Source organism: Streptomyces sp. MAI_2237, from assembly GCF_054189285.1.
In genome coordinates this window covers 565,507-585,037 of record NZ_JAJPGQ010000009.1, presented here as the reverse complement: position 1 = coordinate 585,037, position 19,531 = coordinate 565,507, and the positions used below count along the sequence as shown (strand labels likewise).

At 71.4% G+C, this 19,531-nt stretch carries 18 protein-coding genes and 1 pseudogene; 3 read left to right on the top strand and 16 right to left on the bottom strand.

All coding sequences use genetic code 11. The features are described 5' to 3' along the window. Positions 1-55: 55 nt before the first annotated feature. Genes LN251_RS38055 through LN251_RS38035 form a run of 5 tightly spaced genes read right to left on the bottom strand, consistent with a single transcriptional unit; the run spans position 56 to position 5,131 of the window. Entirely contained in the window at positions 56-994 is a 939-nt protein-coding gene (locus tag LN251_RS38055) for a VOC family protein (RefSeq protein ID WP_458248719.1), read from the bottom strand. Beyond that, positions 991-2,016 carry an amidohydrolase family protein gene (locus tag LN251_RS38050; protein ID WP_458248718.1) on the bottom strand — a complete coding sequence of 342 codons (1,026 nt, stop codon included), beginning with the start codon at positions 2,014-2,016 and terminating at the stop codon, positions 991-993. The genes LN251_RS38055 and LN251_RS38050 overlap by 4 nt, the downstream gene beginning before the upstream one ends. Next, positions 2,013-3,155, bottom strand: a complete 1,143-nt coding sequence (locus LN251_RS38045; RefSeq protein WP_458248717.1) for an FAD-dependent oxidoreductase — start codon at positions 3,153-3,155, stop codon at positions 2,013-2,015. The genes LN251_RS38050 and LN251_RS38045 overlap by 4 nt, the downstream gene beginning before the upstream one ends. Positions 3,156-3,179: 24 nt before the next feature. Beyond that, on the bottom strand, positions 3,180-4,136 hold the full coding sequence (locus LN251_RS38040) for a cyclase family protein (protein WP_458248716.1): 957 nt from the start codon (positions 4,134-4,136) through the stop codon (positions 3,180-3,182). Continuing rightward, positions 4,133-5,131, bottom strand: a complete 999-nt coding sequence (locus tag LN251_RS38035) for a fumarylacetoacetate hydrolase family protein (RefSeq protein ID WP_458248715.1) — start codon at positions 5,129-5,131, stop codon at positions 4,133-4,135. The genes LN251_RS38040 and LN251_RS38035 overlap by 4 nt, the downstream gene beginning before the upstream one ends. A 126-nt stretch (positions 5,132-5,257) precedes the next feature. On the opposite strand from LN251_RS38035, the gene LN251_RS38030 reads away from it, so the two are divergent. Both LN251_RS38030 and LN251_RS38025 read left to right on the top strand, forming a co-directional pair. Next, complete coding sequence (locus LN251_RS38030; RefSeq protein WP_058921062.1) at positions 5,258-6,169, top strand: LysR family transcriptional regulator; 912 nt, start codon at positions 5,258-5,260, stop codon at positions 6,167-6,169. Positions 6,170-6,400: 231 nt separating this feature from the next. Beyond that, entirely contained in the window at positions 6,401-7,639 is a 1,239-nt protein-coding gene (locus LN251_RS38025; RefSeq protein WP_458248714.1) for an MFS transporter, read from the top strand. A 20-nt stretch (positions 7,640-7,659) separates the two neighbouring features. Here LN251_RS38025 and LN251_RS38020 read toward each other — a convergent pair whose 3' ends face one another. From LN251_RS38020 to LN251_RS38010, 3 genes and pseudogenes are all read right to left on the bottom strand, one after another. Next, positions 7,660-8,430 (bottom strand): phosphatase PAP2 family protein, encoded by a 771-nt coding sequence (locus LN251_RS38020; RefSeq protein ID WP_458248713.1) that lies wholly within the window; start codon positions 8,428-8,430, stop codon positions 7,660-7,662. Position 8,431: 1 nt separating this feature from the next. Beyond that, positions 8,432-9,386: pseudogene (locus LN251_RS38015) on the bottom strand (YihY/virulence factor BrkB family protein). After that, positions 9,386-11,140 (bottom strand): diacylglycerol kinase family protein, encoded by a 1,755-nt coding sequence (locus LN251_RS38010; protein ID WP_458248712.1) that lies wholly within the window; start codon positions 11,138-11,140, stop codon positions 9,386-9,388. Before LN251_RS38010 ends, LN251_RS38015 begins: the two are co-directional and overlap by 1 nt. A 379-nt stretch (positions 11,141-11,519) precedes the next feature. Here LN251_RS38010 and LN251_RS38005 point away from each other — a divergent pair, with 379 nt between their 5' ends. Next, on the top strand, positions 11,520-12,737 hold the full coding sequence (locus tag LN251_RS38005) for a phospholipase D-like domain-containing protein (RefSeq protein ID WP_458248711.1): 1,218 nt from the start codon (positions 11,520-11,522) through the stop codon (positions 12,735-12,737). 150 nt (positions 12,738-12,887) lie between these two features. Here the strand turns inward: LN251_RS38005 and LN251_RS38000 are convergent, their stop codons facing one another. From LN251_RS38000 to LN251_RS37965, 8 genes are all read right to left on the bottom strand, one after another. Continuing rightward, positions 12,888-13,148, bottom strand: coding sequence for a WhiB family transcriptional regulator (locus LN251_RS38000; protein ID WP_458248710.1), 261 nt, complete (start codon positions 13,146-13,148; stop codon positions 12,888-12,890). Positions 13,149-13,412: 264 nt separating this feature from the next. After that, positions 13,413-15,209 (bottom strand): phosphatidylglycerol lysyltransferase domain-containing protein, encoded by a 1,797-nt coding sequence (locus tag LN251_RS37995; protein ID WP_458248709.1) that lies wholly within the window; start codon positions 15,207-15,209, stop codon positions 13,413-13,415. A gap of 131 nt (positions 15,210-15,340) precedes the next feature. After that, entirely contained in the window at positions 15,341-15,604 is a 264-nt protein-coding gene (locus LN251_RS37990; protein WP_458248708.1) for a hypothetical protein, read from the bottom strand. A gap of 169 nt (positions 15,605-15,773) precedes the next feature. After that, a complete protein-coding gene (locus LN251_RS37985) occupies positions 15,774-16,601 on the bottom strand; it encodes a hypothetical protein (RefSeq protein WP_458248707.1) in 828 nt (275 codons plus the stop codon). After that, positions 16,598-17,236, bottom strand: coding sequence for a hypothetical protein (locus tag LN251_RS37980; protein ID WP_458248706.1), 639 nt, complete (start codon positions 17,234-17,236; stop codon positions 16,598-16,600). Before LN251_RS37980 ends, LN251_RS37985 begins: the two co-directional genes overlap by 4 nt. After that, on the bottom strand, positions 17,233-18,363 hold the full coding sequence (locus LN251_RS37975) for a tryptophan dimethylallyltransferase family protein (RefSeq protein WP_458248705.1): 1,131 nt from the start codon (positions 18,361-18,363) through the stop codon (positions 17,233-17,235). Before LN251_RS37975 ends, LN251_RS37980 begins: the two co-directional genes overlap by 4 nt. Before the next feature lie 144 nt (positions 18,364-18,507). Beyond that, positions 18,508-18,666 carry a hypothetical protein gene (locus LN251_RS37970; protein WP_458248704.1) on the bottom strand — a complete coding sequence of 53 codons (159 nt, stop codon included), beginning with the start codon at positions 18,664-18,666 and terminating at the stop codon, positions 18,508-18,510. A 125-nt stretch (positions 18,667-18,791) separates the two neighbouring features. Further along, positions 18,792-19,430 carry a TetR/AcrR family transcriptional regulator gene (locus LN251_RS37965; RefSeq protein WP_458248703.1) on the bottom strand — a complete coding sequence of 213 codons (639 nt, stop codon included), beginning with the start codon at positions 19,428-19,430 and terminating at the stop codon, positions 18,792-18,794. Between the last annotated feature and the right edge of the window lie 101 nt (positions 19,431-19,531).

The following is a 19,531-nucleotide window of genomic DNA, read 5'->3' as shown; positions in this document are numbered from 1 at the left end:
CGGTGCGTCAGGGCAGTTGACAGGGCTGCCGTGCTCCCGGGAGTCGGGGTCGGGGTCAGACCGGCGGTGCGACGAAGCAGCCGCGGTCGGGGTCGTTGAAGGACTCCTTGGCGATGAGTTCGTTCATGGGGTTCGCGGTGCCCCACTGGTCGGTGACCTCGGGCCGGGAGAAGTCGTAGACGTGCGGATGCCAGGTGTCCTCGTCCAGCAGCTCCAACTCCGTCGTGTACTCGACGGTGTTGCCGTGCGGGTCGAGGAAGTAGGTGAAGGTGTTGTCGCCCGCCATGTGCCGGCCGGGGCCCCAGATCTTCTGGAACCCGGCGCGGATGACGCGGCCGGAGCCGCGCATGTACTCGTCGAGGCCGCGCATCTCGAAGGAGACGTGGTGCAGGGAGGTGTGCGGGCCCTTGGCCAGGGCCATCGAGTGGTGCTGGTTGGAGATCCGCATGAAGTGCATGACCTCGCCCATGTGCGGCGAGCTCAGGGTGTCGGAGAGCCGGAAGCCGAGGTGCCGCTCGTACCAGCTCCTCGTGCGGTCCAGGTCGGGGGAGTTGAGCACGACGTGGGACAGCTTGACCGGGATCGACTCCTTCTCCTCGATCTTGCGATGCCGGCGGACCTCGACGTCGGTGGAGACCTCGAGGGTGCGGCCGTCGACGTCGAAGAAGCGGAAGCCGTAACCGCCGCCGGGGGTGTCCACCTTGCCCGGCTGCGTGATCAACTGGACGCCACCGGCCAGGAGTTGCTCGGCGAGCGTGTCGACGTCGGCCGCGCTCGCGGCGCCGTAGGAGACGAGGTCGAGGCGTTTCCCGTCGGCCTTGCGCAGCCGGACGACGTACTGCTCGGGGGAGCCCTCGGCGGCGAGGAAGGAGATGCCGGAGTCCTCTTCGACCTTGGTCAGGCCCCAGACGCCGGCGTAGAAGTCGAGTTGCTTGTCGTAGTCGGGCACGGCGAGGTCGACGTGCCTGAGGTGGGTGAGAAGGCGTGCGCTCATGATGTCGCTCCCAGGGAGAGGAGGGCGGCGGCGTTGCCCCCGCGTACGGCGTCGAAGTCGGCCTCGGGCAGGCGTGCCGCGCGCAGGGCGCCGACGGGGTCTTCGGTGCCCATGTCGAAGGGGAAGTCGGAGCCGAGCAGGACCCGGTCGGGACCGGCGACGCGGATCAACTCCCGCAGCACCGACGGGTCGTGGACGAGTGAGTCGAAGTACAGGCGCTTCAGGTAGCTGCTGGGCAGGTGCGCGCAGCCGGCGCCGGCGTCGGAGCGGGTGGTCCAGGCGTGGTCGGAGCGGCCGATGTGGGTGGGCAGGTAGCCGCCGCCGTGGGCGGCGATCACCTTCAGCCCGGGATGGCGGTCCATTACGCCGGAGAAGATCAGGTGCGACAGAGCGACGGCGTTCTCGGTGGGCTGGCCCACGGTGTTGGACAGGTACCACCGGTCCAGGCGCTCGTCGAGGGTGCAGCCGAAGGGGTGCAGGAAGACGAGCGCGCCTGTCTCCTCGGCCCGCGTCCAGAAGGGTTCGTACGCCGGGTCGGACAGTTCCCGGCCCGGCGCGTGGCTGGAGATCTCCACCCCGGCCAGCCCCTGTTCCAGGGCGTGGTCCAGGGCGCCCACCATCAGGTCCGGGTGCTGCAGCGGCACCAGTCCGAGGCCGCGCAGCCGGCCGGGAGCGGCCGAACAGTGGGCGGCGGTCGCCTCGTTGGCGAGGCGGCACAGTTTCTCGGCGGTCTCCTCGTCCGTCCAGTAGTGGTAGTGCGAGGGGGAGGGGCTGACGAGCTGGACGTCCACGCCCTGGGCGTCCATCGAGGCGAGCCGTGCGGTGACGTCGAGCAGCAGCGGGATGCGTGCGCGCACCATGGGGCCGTTGACGGCGAGGGCGGCGGGGCCGTTGCGCCGGGCGTCCAGCGCCTTGGCCCCGGCCAGTCCGGGCAGGCCCTCCACCAGGGCCTCGACGTCGGGCAGCAGCAGGTGGGCGTGCACGTCGACGGTGGGGGAGGCGGGTGCGGGGCGAGTGGTCACGGCAGCTCCCTGAGCAGGGTCATGGTGCGGCCCATCAGACCGGGCAGGTCCGCGTCGCGTACGCCGTCCAGTTGCCACTGCCCGATCTGTACGGACGCCTCGACGACCGGGCGGACGCGCGCGATGCGCCGCTCGTAGTACGCCTGGAACAGCGCGTCGTCCCAGTCGTCGGACGCGGTCAGCAGCTGCGCGAGCACCCACGCGTCCTCCAGGGACATGGCCGCACCCTGGGCGAGGGTGGGCGGGCAGCAGTGCGCGGCGTCGCCGACCAGCACGACCCGGCCGCGATGCCAGGACCCCTCCACCAACAGCCGGTCGAACCATGTGTAGTTGACCTTCGCGGGGTCGGTGATGTGCTGGGTGATCTCCGGCCAGAAGCCGCCGTACGCGGACGCGAGGCGCCGCATCTCGTCGGCGTACGTCTCCAGGGGGATGGAGGCGCGGTCGCGGTTGGCCTCGACGAGGTAGGCGTAGATCGTCGTGTCGCTCGTCGGGCAGTAGCCGGCGATGTAGGCGGGGCCTCCGTAGGCGAGGTCGGTGCGGGTGACGCCGGCCGGGCGGGGGGTGGCGACGCGCCAGATGGCCATGCCGGTGGGTTCGGGCTTGGCGGTGATGCCGAGGGCGGCGCGGGTGCTGGAACCGAGGCCGTCGGCGGCGATCACCAGGTCGTAGCGGCCCTGGGTGCCGTCGGTGAAGGCGACGGTCACGCCGTCGCCGTCCTGTTCCAGGGACTCGGCGCGGGTGCCCAGGCGCACCGAGGCGCCGCTCGCTCGGACGGCATCGATCAGGACGCGCTGCAGCCGGGGGCGCTGCATGCCGACCGTGGCGGGCAGGTCGTCGCCGCCGGTACGGATGTCCCGGGCGACGTGCAGGACCGTGCCGTCGGGGGTGGTGATGCCGACGGACCCGAACCCGAAACCGGAGGCCTTGACCTGCTCCCACACCCCCAGTTCGCGCAGCACGCGCAGCGCGTTGCCCTGGAGGGTGATGCCGGAGCCGGCGGTGGCGTTCCAGTCGTCCTTGGCCTCGATCAGGTCCACGGCCAGACCCGCGCGCCGCAGCAGGATCGTCGCGGCGTTGCCGGCCGCGCCGCCGCCGATGACGAGGACCGAACGGGGTGCGCTGCGGGGTGTGCTCATAGGGGAACTCCTTCGTTCCGCTGGTTACTTGACGGCGACGGGACTGACGGGCGAGCCGACGGCACCGGTGATGGGCAGGGGAGCGGCGGTCAGCCAGAACTCGTGCACGCCGTCGGCCGCGCAGTCCTCGGCCAGGGCCTCCAGGTCCCACATCTCGCCGATCAGCAGGCCGATGTTGGGGATCGCGACCTGGTGCAGGGGCTGGAAGGCGTGCTCGAACTCGTTCGGGCGAACCTCGAAGCCCCAGGTGTCGGTGGCGATCGCGGCGATCTCGCCGCCGTGCAGCCAGCCGGCGGTGGTGAATGACAGGCCGGGCGCCGGACCGCCCGCGTAGTCGCCCCAGCCCTCGCGGCGCACCCGTGCGAGCTGGCCGGTGCGTACCAGCACGATGTCACCGCGTCCCACGCTCACCCCGTGCGCCTCGGCGGTCGCCGTCAGGTGCTCGGGGGTGATCGCGAAGCCGTCGGGCAGTTCTCCCGCCGCGCCGACCACGCGTCCGACGTCCAGCAGCACGCCGCGCCCGGCGACGTGCGGGGCCATGTGCTCGATGCCGGTGACGAGGTCGCCGTCGGAGGTGACGACCTTCTCGGCCGGGCGTCCGTTCCATGCCTTGCCGTGGTCGAAGATGTGGCCGAGGCCGTCCCACTGCGTGGAGCACTGCAGCGGCATGGCGATCACGTCGTCGGCGCCGCCGATACCGTGCGGGAAGCCCTGGTTGCCCAGGGCGGCGTCGGTGCCCGTGTCGAGCATGGTGTGGACGGGGTTGGTGCGCCGCCGCCAGCCCTTCTGCGGGCCGTTCATGTCGAAGGACTGCGACAGAGAGAAGCTGGCGCCGCGCCGGACGAGCGCGGCGCCCTCGCGGCGCTTGGCCTCGTCGAGGAAGTTCAGGGTGCCGAGCCGGTCGTCCTCGCCCCAGCGTCCCCAGTTGGAGTACGCCTTGGCGGCCTCGGCGATCGCGCCCTCGGGATCGAGCCGGTTCACGACGCCTCCGCGGCACAGCGGGTGCGCTGAGCGCCGAGACCGGTGATGGACCCGTCCATCACGTCGCCGTCGCGCAGCAGCCGCCCCCAGTGCATGCCGTTGCCGGCCGGGCTGCCGGTCAGCACCAGGTCACCGGGCAGCAGGCGGGCGGTCTGCGAGGCGTACGACACCATCCGCGCGACCTTGAAGATCATGTCCTTGGTCGACTCGTCCTGCATGGTCTCGCCGTTGAGCTTCAGCGTGACGCGCAGATCGTCCGGGTGGGCGATCGACTCGGCGGGCACGATCCACGGCCCGAGCGGGGTGAAGCCGGGTGCGTTCTTGCTGCGCAGCCAGTCGGTGCCGATCTGCGGCATGTCGCGGCGGAAGACGGTCGCACGATCGGTGAGGTCGTTGGCGATCGTGTAGCCCGCGATGCACGCCGATGCCTCCTCGACGGACACCCGGTGTGCCGGCCGGCCGATCACGACCGCCAACTCCAGCTCCCAGTCGGGCTGTTCGGCCCAGGCGGGCAGGACGACGTCGTCGTAGGGGCCGGTGATCGCGCTGGGCAGGCCGATGAAGACGTACGGCAGGTCCTCGGCCGCCCGCCGGTCCATGATCTCCGCCGCTTCGGCGCGCCGCTCGGCCTCGGGCCGGTCGTCACCGGGCGCGCGGTGCGCCACATGCAGGTCGATCACGTGCTGCCGGTAGTTCGCGCCCGACTGGAATACCTGCCGCGGTTCGACCGGCGCGTGCACGTGGAGGTCCGCGAGCGGAGTCCGGGCGAGGCCGGTCTCGGCGGCCAGGGCATGCAGCCTCGGCAGCGTCGTCGGCCAGTCCTCCAGCAGGTGCAGGACGGTCAGCCGTTCGTCGCCGAACGCGGACCGCAGGTCGAGAACCAGGCCGTCCGGGGTGACGAGGGCGGGGAAGCGAGGCCCGTCCGGGGCCGAGAGCGTCGCGAGAGCGAAGGGTCCGGCGAAGAGCGCGGACGCGGATTCGGGTTTCACGGACATGTCCTCCTGATTGCGGTGCGACTAATCTGGACCCCGCACCCGCGATCAGGGAAATAGATTGTGTGGATCACCCCGATCCGTCACGTGGATAGTCCCCGATCGGCGCCGCACTGCCGAGGGAAGCGCATGAACCTGGCCCGACTCGATCTCAACCTCGTCGTCGCCCTGCGGGCCCTGCTGGAGGAGCGCAACGTCACCCGTGCGGGACAGCGCGTCGGCCTCAGCCAGCCCGCGATGAGCGCCGCCCTCGCCCGGCTGCGCAGGCACTTCGACGACGACCTGCTCGCCCGCGTCGGCGGCCACTACGAGCTCACCGCACTGGGCCAGATGCTCCTGGACCGCACCGCCACTGCCTACGACGTGCTGGAACGGCTCTTCGCCAGCCAGGCCGACTTCGATCCCGCAAAGGAGAACCGCGAGTTCAAGCTGCTGGCGTCGGACTACGCCGTGGCCGTGTTCGGCACCGAACTGGCCCGCGTGGTGCACGAGGAGGCTCCCGGCATCCGGCTGCGCTTCACCCACACGCCGACGACCGTCGTGGACGACACCGCCACCCTGCTGAGCGCGAGCGACGGGCTGCTCATGCCGCACGGCGTCATCAGCGACTTCCCCGCCACCGATCTCTTCGACGACCGCTGGGTCTTCCTGGTGGCGCGCGACCACCCGAGCGTCGACGACCGCCTCACCCGCAAGGACCTGGAACGGCTGCCCTGGGTGACGTACCAGAGGACCTACGACGCCCCCGCGGTGCGCCAGCTCGGCATGCTGGGCGTCGAACCACGCGTCGAGGTCTCCGTCGACAGCTTCCAGCTGCTGCCGCTGCTGGTGGCCGGCACCCGGCGGGTCGCCCTCGTGCAGTCGCGCCTGGCCCGGCTGCTGGAACCCATCGCCGACGTGCGCGTGGTGGAGCCGCCGTACGAGGCCGTACCGCTGCGGGAGGCGCTGTGGTGGCATCCGGTGCACACGCACGACGCCGCCCACATCTGGCTGCGCGAGACGGCCGCGCGGGTGGGGGCGCGGGTGCAGTCCGAGAGCTGAGCCGGAAGGGTCGCTCGCGGGCGTGGTCGGGTGATGGCGTGACGTCGCCATCCACGGGACGGATCAGCCGCATCGCGAACTTGGATGACCGGGGGACTGGGCAGGCCGGGGCCCGGAACGCATAGTCGTGGCACACCGCCGTGCCGCCCGCAGGCCGGCACCGGGCGCCGTCCACACGTCCGCTCGTCCGCCGCGCGGTGAACCTCCCCGCCCACGTTCCGGAGTGCCGCCATGCCCGCTTCCGCCGCCCTGCCCGCTCACGAACACACGGAGGCCCCGGCCGTCGGGGGCAAGCTGCCGGCCGTGCTGCTGATGGCCGGCAGCTGCCTGCCGATCCTGGGTGCCGTCCTGATCGCCCCGGTGCTTCCGCGCATGCAGGACCACTTCGGGGACGTCCCCGGCAACGCCGCCCTCGTCCCGCTCGTCCTCACCGTCCCGGCCCTCTCGCTGGCCGTCCTCGCGCCGTTCGCCGGCGCCCTCGTCGACCGGCTCGGACGCAAGCGCCTGCTGGTCACCGCCACCGTCCTGTACACCCTGTTCGGCACCGCGCCGCTGTGGCTGTCGTCGCTGTACGGCATCGTCGCCAGCCGCGTCCTCGTCGGCATCGCCGAAGCGGCCATCATGACCTGCTGCACCACGCTGATCGGCGACTACTACACGGGACGCACCCGTGACCGGTACCTCGCGCTGCAGACCATGTGCGCGTCGGCGTCCGCGACCCTCTTCTTCGTGCTCGGCGGCGCGCTGGGCTCGGCGGGCTGGCGGGCACCCTTCTGGCTCTACCTCGTAGGACTGCTGCTCGCCCCGGCCATGGCCCGCGCGCTGCCCACCCCGGAGCCGGCCGCGCTCCCGGCCGGTGAGCCGACGGCGGCGGACCGGCGTCCCTTCCCGCTGCGGCGCATGGCCGGCATCTGCCTGCTGACCGTCTTCGGCGCGGCCGTCTTCTACACCGTGCCCGTGGAGATGTCCTACCTCATGGACGACCTCGGCGTGCACTCCACCGGCGTGGTGGGCGCCGCCACGGCGCTCGCCAGCGCGGCCACCGTCCTCGGCTCGGTGCTGTTCACCCGGCTCGCCGACCGGGCGCGCCGCCGCCTTCCCGCCGTGCTCGCCGTGTGCGCCGCGGGCTTCGTCCTGATGGGCGCCACCGACCGTCTTCCCCTGCTCATCGCCGGGGCCGTCGTCAACTGCGTCGGCACCGGGATGCTGCTGCCGTCCCTGCTGACCGTGGCGCTGTCCCGGCTCGCGTACGCCGACCGCGGGCGGGGCACCGGCCTGTGGACGTCGGCCTTCTTCCTCGGCGAGTTCGCCTGCCCGCTGGCCCTGCTCGCCGCCAGGAGCACCCTGGGCACCCTGGCCTCGGCCGTCCTGCTCCTCGGCATCCTGACCCTGCTGGTCTCGGCGGCATTGCTGCCCCTGACCCGCCGGGCGCCCGAGGCGCTGCCGCAGGCCGCTCCCGAGAGCGTCTGACGGTCCCGGTCGGCGGGCGCCTACCGGGGCTCGGGTTCTTCCCGGGTGATCTCCGGTTCCAGGCCCTCGGTGACCGCTGTGCGGTCCCGGCCCACGTCCGAACGCCAAGCCTCGAACGCCCAGGCGGTCACCGCGACCACGGCGAGGCCGAGGAGCCAGCCGCCCAGAACGTCGCTGCACCAGTGCACACCGAGGGCGACCCTGGTGAAACCGACGCCGACCACCGAGAACACCGCGACGCACCAGCACACGACCCGCCAGGCCCGCGGTATCAGCGGCAGCAGCACCAGCAGGAAGATGCCGAAGGACGTGGTGGCGGTCATGGCGTGGCCGGAGGGAAAGGAGTACCCGGGCGCATGGGCCACCGGGTCCTGCAGTGCGGGCCGCGCCCGCTCCACCACCGTCTTGACCAGCAGGCCGATCAGGCCGCCCGCGACGGCGGTCACCGCCGCCCAGGCCGCCAGGCGCCAGGCCCGGCGGTACAGCAGCCACACGGTCAGTACGGCGACGGCCAGGCGCAGCGTCACCGGGTCCCAGACCCAGTCGGACAGCAGGTGCAGCACGCTCCTCCATGCCGGATGGCCGATCACCTGCGCGTGCAGCCGTCGCGCTGCGCCGGTGTCCAGCCGTTGCAGCGGCAGCCACCGGTCCTCGACCAGGATCAGCAGCAGTCCGAACAGGACCGCGCTGACGGCGGCGATGCCCGCGGAGACGAGCAGTCGCGCACCGAACCTGCGGTCGGCCTGGCGAGGCTGTCGAGTTGATGGACGCAGGGTGGAGTTGGTGCCCATGTCAGACTCCCGGATCTTCCTGGATCGGCCCGGGACGGAGGCCGCGTACCGCTTCCAGTTGTGCTGCGAAGGACAGGCCGAGCAGCAGCGCGATGGACGTGAGGTAGGCCCACAGCAGCAGCGACATGAAGGCGCTGAGGGGACCGTAGATGGTGTCGAAGGAGCCGCTGATGTTCAGGTAGAGGCTCAGCAGCCAGGTCAGGGTCATCCACAGGACGAGGTACACGGCGGCTCCGAAGGCCAGCCAGGTGTACCCGGGTTGCTTGCGCCGCGGCGAACGGCGGAAGACGGCGCTCGCCGAGATGAGGGCGAGCAGCAGTCCGAAGGGCCAGCGCAGGATGGTCCAGGCGCGCAGCGTGCTGTCCTCCAGGTGGTAGACGGTCACGGCCGCCGAGGCGATGTCGCCGCCGGCGATCATGGCGATGAACCCGAGGCCCAGGGGCAGCCCGGCGCTGAGGGACATCACCAGGCCGCGCAGGTACTTGAGGTGGAAGGGGCGGTCGCGTTCGTTGCCGTAGATGCGGTTCGCGCCCCGCTCGATCTGGCACATGGCCGTGGTGACGTTCATCAGGGAGAACACGGCGCCGAACCAGAGGGCGACCTCGGCGCCGGAACCGGACTTGTGGCGGCTGCGGTCGAGTGCGTCGTCGACGACCTGCGCGCTGGGGCCCTGGGCGATCCGGTGGATCGTCAGTTCCGCCAGCCTGCCGACGTTCTCGGTGTGCAGGCTGGCGGACAGGCCGACGAAGGCGATGGCCAGCGGGATGACCGCCAGGACCGTCTGCAGGGCGAGGGCCCGGGCGTGGCTGAAGCCGTCGGCGTAGCGGAAGCGGACGAAGGCGTCGCGCAGCAGCGACCAGCCGCCGTAGCGACGCAGCGTGGCCCAGGGCCTCGTCGGCGGACAGCTCCTCTCCGCTCATGTCCCGTGTCTCGGGGACCCGTGTGGCAGTACCCATCACTTCCCCCGTGCGGGCAGCAGCATCTTCAACGCACCGGGGCTCGCCTCCACCGTCAGGCGGCGGCCGGGGGCGGTGGGATCGCCGTCCAGTTCGCGGGGCTGGTCGCGCTCGAAGGTGAACTCGGCGTGCCGGAAGGTGAAGAACGCCACCGGGGCGCCGTCGGCCTGGACAGCGGGTGCGTCGGCGGCCGACCCGGGCGTGGCCGTGCCGCGCAGCAGCGTCCACAGGGCGCTGATCCACCCTCCGAGACCGCGCGGATCGAGGATGAGCAGATCAAGCCGCCCGTCGTCGGGACGGGCGTCCGGCAGCAGCCTCATGCCGCCCTGCACCGCGCCGACGTTGCCGATCAGCACCATGCGGGCGGTGCGTCGATGAGCCGGGGCTCCGTCGAGGCTCACGTTCACGCTCATCCGCGGGGTGCGCGACCAGACCCGGGGGAGTGCCAGGACGTAGGCGAGCCAGCCCAGGCTGGCCTTCGTCCGGTCGTCGGCGTTGGCGCGTTGCAGCATCGCCGCGTCCAGTCCGGCGCCGCACATGGCGGCGAAGTGGGTGGTGGGCAGGCCGTCGCCCTCGACGCGGCCGAGGTCGACGCGGTGCACGCTGCCGCGCAGGGCGGCGTCGAGGGCGTCCACGGGCGACAGCGGCAGGCCCAGATTGCGGGCCAGGAGGTTGCCGGTCCCGCAGGGCACGAGGGCGAGCGGGACCGTGCTGCCCGCGAGGGCGCTGGCCGCGGCCCGCAGGGTGCCGTCCCCGCCGCAGACCACCACGAGGCTCGCGCCGTCGCGCACCGCCGCGGTGCTCTGGCCGCCGCCCGGGTCGTCGGCGGTCGTCTCGATGAACCTCGTTGCGCTGTAACCGTGTTCCTCGAGGACCTGCCGAAGAGCGTCGCGGTCGGCCTGATCGGTGACCGTGGGGTTGAGGACCACCGCGGCGTGTCCGGTGCGCTGTTGGACACCGCCTTCCGTCGCGACCCCGGCCGTCCTTGTGGACCGGGAAGCCGGCGGAGCGGTCACGAAACCGTCCGTGAGCACGGCGCGCCCCACGATCCACAGCGCCAGACCGCCGTTGACGAGCCCGCCCATGACGTCGGTGGGGTGGTGCATGCCCCGGTAGAGCCGGGCGAGGCCCACCACGACGGGGATGAGGAACAGTACGCCGGCCACGACGCGCCGCCACGGGCTGCGCATCCGGGACAGCGCGAGCACCGCGAGGCCGCCGTAGACGGCCGTGGCCGCGCCGGTGTGGCCGGAGGTGTAGCTGGAGGTGGGCAGCGAGCCGTCGAGTCGGTGCACCTCGGGCCGGTGCCGGTCCACGGCCACGGTGATGACCAGGAAGACCAGTGACTGCAACGACACCGCGAGCGCGAGGAAGGCGGCCTGCCGCCACATCGGCAGCCTCGGTATCCAGAGCAGACCCAGGCAACCGACCAGCGTGACGGCGATCACCGTCCCGGTGTTGCCGGCTTCGGAGGCGAACCACGACAGGGTGGTCAGGGAGTGCGTCCGTATCCCCTCGAAGCCGGTGTTGACCCTGTCCTCGACCGTCAGGGGCCACAGGTGCCGGGCTGGGCCGGTGATCAGCAGACCGATGCCCACCATCAACGCCGCCTGGCAGATGGTCAGCGCCGCGATCCAGCGAACGGACCAGCCGACTCCGCGCGGTGCGGTGCGGCCGTCGCCGGCGGCGGTGCGACCTCCCGCGGGTCTCTCACCGGGCAACTCGGCTGGTCTTCCCGATACGGCGGTCGGCATCCGTACTCCCTGATCGACGTGTCGCGGCCATGGCCGGCCCGAGGCGTGTCCTCCGGCTCACCGCCGTATGCCCGCAGAACCTCGGTACAGACGCGCCGCGATGGAGTCGGTCGGCGGGGGGTCGGTGCAGGCGGCGGGGGAGTGCACGGACGGCGCAGGCAAGTCGTCCCGGTGAGACGTGAGTTGACGGCGCCGGCCCCGGACAAAGGCGGTATGGCAGGAGAAGGCGATTCCTCATGGGAGTGCCCGGGAGGCCGGGCGGGGCGGACACGAATGCGGCGGGCTTCGGGAGTGCCGCCGTATTCGCCGGGCACGTGGCTTTTCGGGCTGGCTCGTCAGCCCGCACCGAACCGCCCCTGAAGGTCAACGGGAGACAGACGTGATTCTCGACGGCATACCGGCAGCTTCTTCTGCCCCTGCCCCCACTACTGGCGGTGTACTCGATGCGCGCAAGCGCCGCCTGCGCCGTCGCCTGGAGCGGCTCATCGGCGTGGCCGCGACCGAAGGCAACGAACTCGTCCCGCTGCGCAACGGCGACCAGATCTTCCCCGCCATGCTCGGGGCGATCCGTTCGGCCCGCCACACGATCGACATGATGACGTTCGTGTACTGGCGCGGGCAGATCGCCCATGACTTCGCGCGCGCCCTCGCCGACCGGGCACGCGCGGGAGTGCGGGTCCGGTTGCTGCTGGACGGCTTCGGGGCCCAGAAGATCGAGCAGCGGTTGCTGGAGGAGATGGACGACGCGGGCGTGCAGGTGGCCTGGTTCCGCAGACCCGTGTGGCTGTCACCCTTTAAACAGAACCATCGCTGCCACCGCAAGGCTCTCATCGTGGACGAGACCACCGCGTTCACCGGCGGCGTCGGTATCGCGGAGGAGTGGTGCGGCGATGCACGGGGTCCTGGCGAATGGCGGGACACCCATGTGCAGGTGCGCGGTCCGGCGGTCGACGGCGTGGCGGCCGCGTTCGCGCAGAACTGGGCCGAGTGCCACGACGAACTCTTCGACGACCGCGACCGCTTCACCGAACACCAGCAGCCCGGCTCGTCCGTGGTCCAGGTCGTGCGCGGATCGGCCAGCATCGGCTGGCAGGACATGCAGACCCTCATCCGCGTCATGCTGACCTCCGCCGAGGAACGCTTCCGGCTGACGACCGCCTACTTCGCCCCCGACACGTACTTCATCGACCTGCTGTGCCAGACCGCCCGGCGCGGTGTGGAGGTGGAGATCCTCCTCCCCGGGCCGCACACCGATCAGCGTGCCTGCCAGCTCGCGGGCCAGCACCACTACGAGCGCCTGCTGGAGGCCGGCGTCCGCATCCGGCAGTATCAGCCGACCATGATGCACGCCAAGATCATCACCGTGGACTCGGTGGCGGCCCTGATCGGTTCCACCAACTTCAATCGCCGCTCCATGGACCACGACGAGGAGGTCATGCTCGCCGTCCTCGACGAGGACTTCACCGCGAGCCTCGACCGCGACTACGAGGCGGACCTGAAGAACAGCGTGGACATCGACCTCCGTCGCTGGAGACGACGGGCCGTGCTGCAGCGCGCCAAGGAGGCGGCGGTCACTCCGATCCGACGCTTCCTGTGATCGGCGAGCGCCGCGAGGGCGGGTAGTCGGCCGGGCCGCGCTTGCTCGGGCTCACTCATATGCCACGCCGCTCGCCCAGTGGGCCGGGCGCGCCTGCGCCTGTCGCCACGAAGCGGGCGCGCCAGGGCCGAGCGTGACGATCGCCGGTGGTCACCTGCCGAGGGCGGCGCTGCGGATCGCTCTGCGCTGGCTCGCGGTGGTGTCGCCCCAGACGCCGTCCGTCTCGCCGTGGCTGATGGCCCAGTCACGGCAGTCGAGCAGGACCGGGCATCGTCGGCACACCGCGCGAGCACGCGCTGTCGCGCGCTCCGTCTCCGCCAGCGGGAAGAACAGCTCCGGGTCCTCACCGACGCACAGCGCCCGCAGGCGCCAGGCGGAGTTGAAGTTGTCCAGCAAGGGTGAACGCCTCATACCGCACCTCCGCGGTCTCACCAGGGCATACGTAAGATCGCGGCCTGAAAGTCGCGATCCCGGCAGAGGTGTTCGGAATCCTATGTCACACGTCGCCCAAAGGCCATAGCCGACTTTCGGGACATTGCGGCACAGGTGATCCGAGCCGGAGGGACGCGTCGCTCGTTCCCGGCACGATCTCGTCCCGGCCTCCCGGCCTCCCGGGTGACCGCGGGGGGTCCGCTGGGCGGAACCCCCGCGCTCTCCGTCAGTCCGGCCCTCGGGTCAGTTCTTGCCGGGAAGGGTCAGGAACCCCTCCGCGCGGGCGCTCGCCAGTCCGATGCGGGGGATGTCACTGCTCCTGGCGAAGAGCAGGTAACGGGGTTCCCATATCGGGCGGTACTTGGCGTTCGCGCGGTACAGGGACTCGATCTGCCACCAGCGGGAGAAGAACGTCAGGGTGGCGTGCCACAGACGCAGGACCGGACCCGCGCCGAGTCGGGAGCCGCGTTCGAAGACCGAGCGGAACATCGCGAAGTTCAGGGAGACGCGGCGGATGTCCAGTTCGGCCGCGCGCAGCAGGAGTTCGACGACCATGAACTCCATCAGCCCGTTCTCGCAGTCGCGGTCGCGGCGCATCAGGTCCAGGGACAGGCCGTGCTCGCCCCAGGGGACGAAGCTCAGCAGGGCCCGGGGGACGTCGTCGGCGTCGCGGCACTCCAGCATCACGCACCGGCCGTCGGAGGGGTCGCCGAGGCGGCCGAGGGCCATGGAGAATCCGCGTTCGGTGGAGCCGTCGCGCCAGTGGTCGGCGCGGTCGATGAGCAGCGCCATCTCCTCGGGCGGAATGTCCTCGTGGCGGCGGATGCGGACCGTGTAACCGGCCCGGCGGACCCGGTTGTGGGCCTGGCGCACGACCCGCATCGCGCGCCCTTCCAGGGTGAAGTCGGCGATGTCGACGATGGCCTCGTCGCCGAGTTCCAGGGCGTCCAGACCGTGGCGGCCGTAGATGGTGCCCGCCTCCTCGCTCGCGCCCATCACCGCGGGCGTCCAGGCATGCCGGCGCGCCTCCGTCAGCCAGGCGTCGATCGCTCCGGGCCAGGCCTCCGGGTCACCGATCGGATCGCCGGAGGCCAGGCTGACGCCGCCCACGACGCGGTAGGTGACCGCCGCCTTGCCGGTCGGGGAGAAGATCGCCGCCTTGTCGCGGCGCAGGGCGAAGTAGCCCAGCGAGTCGCGGGCGCCGTGCTTGTCCAGCAGCGCGCGCAGCCGTTCCTCGTCCTCGTGGCCGAGCAGGCGGCGGCCACGCGGGGAACGGAAGAGCGCGTACAGGACCAGGCAGAAGGCCGCCGCGAGGAGGATGTTGATGATGATGTCCGTCCAGCGGGGGGCGTGGACGGTGGAGACGCGGTCGGCGAGCGGGCCGACGCTGACGCCGCGCAGCAGGGTGTAGCCGATCTCGTCGGCGAGGGTGGCGCCGGGGATCGTGTTCGTCGCGTGTACGAGGAGGGTGCCCAGGACGCCGGTCACCACCAGGCCGCCCGCGCCGACGCCCAGCGCCAGCTTCGGGTTGGACGGGTCGCCCACGGCGTTGAACTCACGGCGGCTGATCAGCAGCGCGGCGACGAACAGACCGGTGAGGGCGGCGGAGAGCCAGTTGAAGGCGTGGGCGCGGTACTCGTGCTGGGTGAGCGCGAGGACGTACAGGACGAACAGGGGAGCGGACAGGGCGAGGTTGACCACCCAGGCCGCCCGCTTGCGGCGGCGCATCACCAGCACGAAGAAGATCGCCAGGGCCGCCGAGATCAGACCCGCGGTGGCCAGGTACGGCGTGAAGAACTGGCCGGAGTGGTGGGCGTGTTGCCGGTGCAGGTGGAGCGTGATCCGGCCGTTGTTGTGCTCGTAGACCTCTTGCCGGAACGGGAGCGACATCACCGCCACGATGTTCAGTACGGCGATCAGCCGCAGGTACCAGACGGTGGCGTCCGCGGCCCGCCGGCGCAGGCGGCTCGGCTCGGTGCCGTGGGGACGCTGTGCGGCGGCCTGGCGGGGGGATATCAGAGCGGACTGTTGTGAGGCCATGGTGAGCGACTACCTTGAAGGCGGCTGGGGGGGACGGCGGAGCAGACCCTACACTCCGTAGGATATCGGCGCAGGTAAGGAGGAAGTCCGGCCCGAGTGCGGGAAACGGTGTGAATACGGGGAGCGTGACGTCACCGCTGCGCCCGTTCCACTCGCCACCGTGCCGCCAGGATCCACGCCAGGTTGCCGATCGCGGCTCCCGCCACCACCGCCGCGATTATCACCCCGCCCGTTGCCAGTCCGTCGCTGAACAGGTGCGGACGCCGGTCGAGGCTGTGCAGGCCGAAGCCGGACAGCTCGTAGACGCCCTCCATCGTGATCAGCAGGCTCACGACCAGCACCGCCACCGTGGGCGCGACACTGCGGCGGGCCTCCTGAGTGTCCGTGCCCTGCATGAGTACCCCCGAAGAGTTGACGGGCCGACGCGGCCGATGGGGGCCCTACAATACGTAGGGCTCGGCCGGTCAGGTTGCCACGGGGTCCATGAAGGGCGCCGGAAGCACCCCGCCGCCGCGGCCGAGCGGCACCGTATTCCGAGGTGCCGTGCCCTGCGTACCGGGCGGTTCACCGGTCCAGGAGGCGTGTCCGCCAGTGGGCGAGGCCGTGGGACAGCTCGGCGTCGCCGGGAGTAAGCCTGAGCAGGGTGCTGTCGATGTAGTACAGGTACAGCGGTACGAGTTGGGCGTGGAGGAGTTCGGTGAGCCGCTCGGCCGGGGCCGGATGTCCCTGGCGGGCGTGCGTCGCGGCCCGGACGAGTTCCCCGGCCACCGGCGAGGGGTGGGCGAGGTGGTGGCGGATGGCGTCGTCGGTGGATCCGCAGTCCACGGTCGCGGCGGTGTAGAGGAACCTGAGGGGGAGCAGGACCGCCTTGGTGAACCGTCTGAGGTCGCGCGCCAGGCGGGCGGGACGGTGGAACTCGGCCAGGACGGCGTCCGAGGCGAGCATCCGCAGCGCGAACCGGACGCTGTCGGTCACCAGCGTGTCGGCGCCCGGCTGTTCGACGTCCTGGCGTATCTCCTCGCCCAGGAGCAGCTTGCCGCTGTTCTTGAGGTCGAGCCGGTCCACGGCCGGGAACCTGCCGTCGTCGCGGTTCGTACGCAGAGCGGGCAAGGAGCTCCAGAACACCGACAGGCGTCCGTAGGAGCCGTCCCGCTCCTGGAGTTCGCGGGTCGCACGCTCGATGGTCAGGTCGTCGTCGTGCCGGCGGTCCGTGAGGGTCAGCGCGAGGTCGATGTCACTGACGGCGGGCGCGAACCCTCCGTGCGCGAGGCTCCCCAGGGCGTAGGCCGCGATCAGCCGGTCGGTGAGGGCCTGTTGGAACAGCCGCGCGCAGTCCTCGGCGATCCGGGTGGCGGAGTCGGCGTCGAGGCTCTGTCGGGGCAGGGTGCTCATGCCGGTACGGCACCGTCGCGGCGGGCGAGTTCGGCGATCCGGTCGGAGACCATGGTGATGATCTGCCAGGCGCGGTCGAGGAGTTCGGTGACGTCGCCGAGCTGCCACTCCGGGCGCTCGGCGAGCAGCCGGTAGCCCATCTCGATGTGTTCCTCGTCCGCTTCGTCGTGCAGGGCGAAGTAGGCGTTGCCGGGGAATGCCAGGGAGCCGGCGGTGCTGAAGGTGAGACTGCCAGCCTCCAGCACGAGGTGGGCCAGGACGACACGGTGCAGTCCGGGCAGGGTGCGGAACTGGTCGACGAACCAGGCGGCTCCGGCTTCGACGACGGGGTCCCAGCCGGGTGCCCGGCCGGTGCGGTGGCTGTCCGCCAGGATGTCGTTGTGGCCGAGCTCCTCCTGCCGGTGCTGGAGGGCGAGTTCCTTGAGCCGGGGGTCGGTCTCGAACGCGGACCGCACACTGATCATCCGCTGGAACGCGTCCGACCAGGGTGCCACGTGGGTCAGTACGGCATCCCTGGTGGCCGTCGGTGTCGTGGGGTCCTCCAGCAGGACGATCAGGTCGCTGGACCGGTAGGCGCGGACGTGCTCCTCGTTCCTGTCGGCGACTTCCCGTAGGGGCGCGGGCATGGTGGTCATAGGGCGGCGTCCTCCTGGAGGGTCTGCCGGGCCGGCTGAGTCGGTGGGCCGGGCTCGACGGTGGGTGAGGGGTAGACCGGAAACCTGAAGTAGACGGATACGTCGCCGTGGTGACCCAGCGACCGGTAGCTGACCAGCTCCTGCAGGCCCCGGGTCCGGTCCAGGGGCCGCGGTGCCAGGGTGCGGAGCAAGGCGTGGTGACGTCGTGGGTCGAGGCCCTCGTGTGCCATCAGCGCGGCGATCCTGTCCGCGGCTTCCTCGTCGGACGTGGTGAAGCTGGACACCCGGAAGTAGGTGGTCGACTCGTCGGCGCGGTCGGCGTCCGGCCGGTACGCCAAGCAGGTCAGCGGGGCCTCGCCGGCGGCCTTTGGAGCTGTGCCGAGCAGGGCGCGGAAGGCCGAGCGGGCCCTGCCCGGGTCATGGGCGCGGGCGAGGGAGGCCATCTGCTCCAGGACGGCGACGCTGCCGGTGTGGTTGCGGTAGTAGACCTTGGCCCGGGCCCGTGTGCTGACGTCCAAGTCCAGGGCGAAGAACTCCAGTTCGCGCTCGACCCCGTCCTCCTGTGCCGCTCGGGTCACCCGGGCCGAGGTGTCGGCCCACGCGGCGTCCATCGCGAGACGGGCCATCGCCTCGCTCACCAACGCATGACGATCCGTCACCTCCCTGCCGTACAGACCGAAGTAGATCTTGAAGGCGGGCGGGTGTCCCGGTTTCCAGGCCAAGGAGTGCCAGACGGGGACGGGGGCTGTCTCCTGGCTCGCGCCCGGCGCGAACATGTCGGCCACCTTCCCGTAGCGGTCCAGGCAGACCAGCGGCTCCCCGGCCAACCGGTCCGTCAGCGCCGCCGCGGCGGCCCGGTTGGAGGCCGCGGTGACGGGCCGCGAGGTGCCGAGGGCCTCGAACAGCACGCGCAGTTCCGGTCGCCCCCGGGACCACTTGACCGACATCTCGGCGGGGAAGCCGTCGCCGGCGACGTAGGAGGGGAACGGGGGCGTCTGCCCGACGGGCAGGTCGGCCCACGGCCGCAGAAGCCCCTGGACCTGGTTCGTCACGGGCCCGCTGAGGGACCGCGGCAGGTCGAGCCCGTCGCACATCTCGGTCCACCGTTCGCGAAGGAACGCGCCCATGGATCGCCCTTCACCCGAGAAGATGCTGTCCATTCACCCGTCCCTTCTCCGAGCGTGGCTGGGGTGACGCCGCGGAGGAGGGCTGCGCGAGGCCCCCAGCGGCCGCCGCCGACGTTCCGGTGGAACGAGCGCACGCGAACCGTTTCACCGCCGGTGTCGGCAGACCTCGCCGCGTCCGAGGCGATCACCACTGTCCAGGCGGCCCAGCGCGTCGGCCATCCTTTCGACGAGCTTCGAAAGGTGGGCCTCGGCGTGGCAGCGCAGGGCGTCGAGGGCCCTCGCCGGAGCGACTGCGGTCACCATCCGGGCATGACGGCGAGATGCCGGGCACGCTCGGCCCGCCGTCACCGAGGGGCTATCGGGCCGAGCGGATCGCCGCGATGGCCCGCCTGCCGTGGGGCGGGCGCGTCGACGCGCGAGGACGCCGGTCAGGCAGGGTCGCCGGGCAGGGGGCGCCGGGCGACCTCGTGGGCGTCGTCCGCCGGTACGCCGAGCATGAGCAGGACCATCTCGGCCAGGTTCACCGCGGCTTCGTCGCCGTCCAGGTCGGGGCGGGCGAATCTGAGCTCCACCAGGGACAGCAGGGTGCCGCCCAGTGCGGACAGGGCGACCGCCGGGTCGACGGCGGTGAAGCGGCCGGAGGCCATGCCGACTGCCAGGTCACGCACCGCCCGGCGGGCCAGACCGTTGTCGGAGTGGATGTAGCCGAGGCCGCGGCGGCGCAGGACCTGCATCAGCTCCGGTCGGGTGTCGGCCATGCGGGCGCTGAGCCGGAAGCCGGCCGCGACGAGTTCGGCCGGGTCGTCGAGCCCCGTCAGGCGTTCGTCGAAGCTCTGGCCGAACTCCTCCAGGGCATCGATCACCGCTGCTTCGAACAGTTCGGTCTTCGACTCGAAGTGGTTGTAGAAGGAGCCGAAGCCGACGTCGGCGCGCTCGGCGATCGCCTGGATGCTGACGCCGGTGTCCCCGGTCTCGGCGAGGATCTGCCGGGCCGCGCGGATGAGCGCGCGACGGGTCTCGGCGCGGCGCCGCTCGAAGCGGTTGCCGGGCGGGGCTGACGTAGGCATGCGCCGAGTCTAGCCGCGCGAACGATGGTGGCAGCAACTCTGATGAATTCATCATTTGTCTCGCCCGACGTCTTGACGAGGGGACTGTCAAACTTGATGAT

Excerpts from the sequence above, each read along its gene's own strand:
- LN251_RS38025 (WP_458248714.1), top strand. The coding sequence starts at position 6,401 with ATGCCCGCTTCCGCCGCCCTGCCCGCTCACGAACACACGGAGGCCCCG.
- LN251_RS37970 (WP_458248704.1), bottom strand. The coding sequence starts at position 18,666 with ATGGTGACCGCAGTCGCTCCGGCGAGGGCCCTCGACGCCCTGCGCTGC.
- LN251_RS38020 (WP_458248713.1), bottom strand. The coding sequence starts at position 8,430 with ATGGGCACCAACTCCACCCTGCGTCCATCAACTCGACAGCCTCGCCAG.
- LN251_RS37985 (WP_458248707.1), bottom strand. The coding sequence starts at position 16,601 with ATGAGCACCCTGCCCCGACAGAGCCTCGACGCCGACTCCGCCACCCGG.
- LN251_RS37975 (WP_458248705.1), bottom strand. The coding sequence starts at position 18,363 with ATGGGCGCGTTCCTTCGCGAACGGTGGACCGAGATGTGCGACGGGCTC.
- LN251_RS38045 (WP_458248717.1), bottom strand. The coding sequence starts at position 3,155 with ATGAGCACACCCCGCAGCGCACCCCGTTCGGTCCTCGTCATCGGCGGC.
- LN251_RS38055 (WP_458248719.1), bottom strand. The coding sequence starts at position 994 with ATGAGCGCACGCCTTCTCACCCACCTCAGGCACGTCGACCTCGCCGTG.
- LN251_RS37980 (WP_458248706.1), bottom strand. The coding sequence starts at position 17,236 with ATGACCACCATGCCCGCGCCCCTACGGGAAGTCGCCGACAGGAACGAG.
- LN251_RS38030 (WP_058921062.1), top strand. The coding sequence starts at position 5,258 with ATGAACCTGGCCCGACTCGATCTCAACCTCGTCGTCGCCCTGCGGGCC.
- LN251_RS38010 (WP_458248712.1), bottom strand. The coding sequence starts at position 11,140 with ATGCCGACCGCCGTATCGGGAAGACCAGCCGAGTTGCCCGGTGAGAGA.
- LN251_RS38035 (WP_458248715.1), bottom strand. The coding sequence starts at position 5,131 with ATGTCCGTGAAACCCGAATCCGCGTCCGCGCTCTTCGCCGGACCCTTC.
- LN251_RS37965 (WP_458248703.1), bottom strand. The coding sequence starts at position 19,430 with ATGCCTACGTCAGCCCCGCCCGGCAACCGCTTCGAGCGGCGCCGCGCC.
- LN251_RS37995 (WP_458248709.1), bottom strand. The coding sequence starts at position 15,209 with ATGGCCTCACAACAGTCCGCTCTGATATCCCCCCGCCAGGCCGCCGCA.
- LN251_RS38000 (WP_458248710.1), bottom strand. The coding sequence starts at position 13,148 with ATGAGGCGTTCACCCTTGCTGGACAACTTCAACTCCGCCTGGCGCCTG.
- LN251_RS37990 (WP_458248708.1), bottom strand. The coding sequence starts at position 15,604 with ATGCAGGGCACGGACACTCAGGAGGCCCGCCGCAGTGTCGCGCCCACG.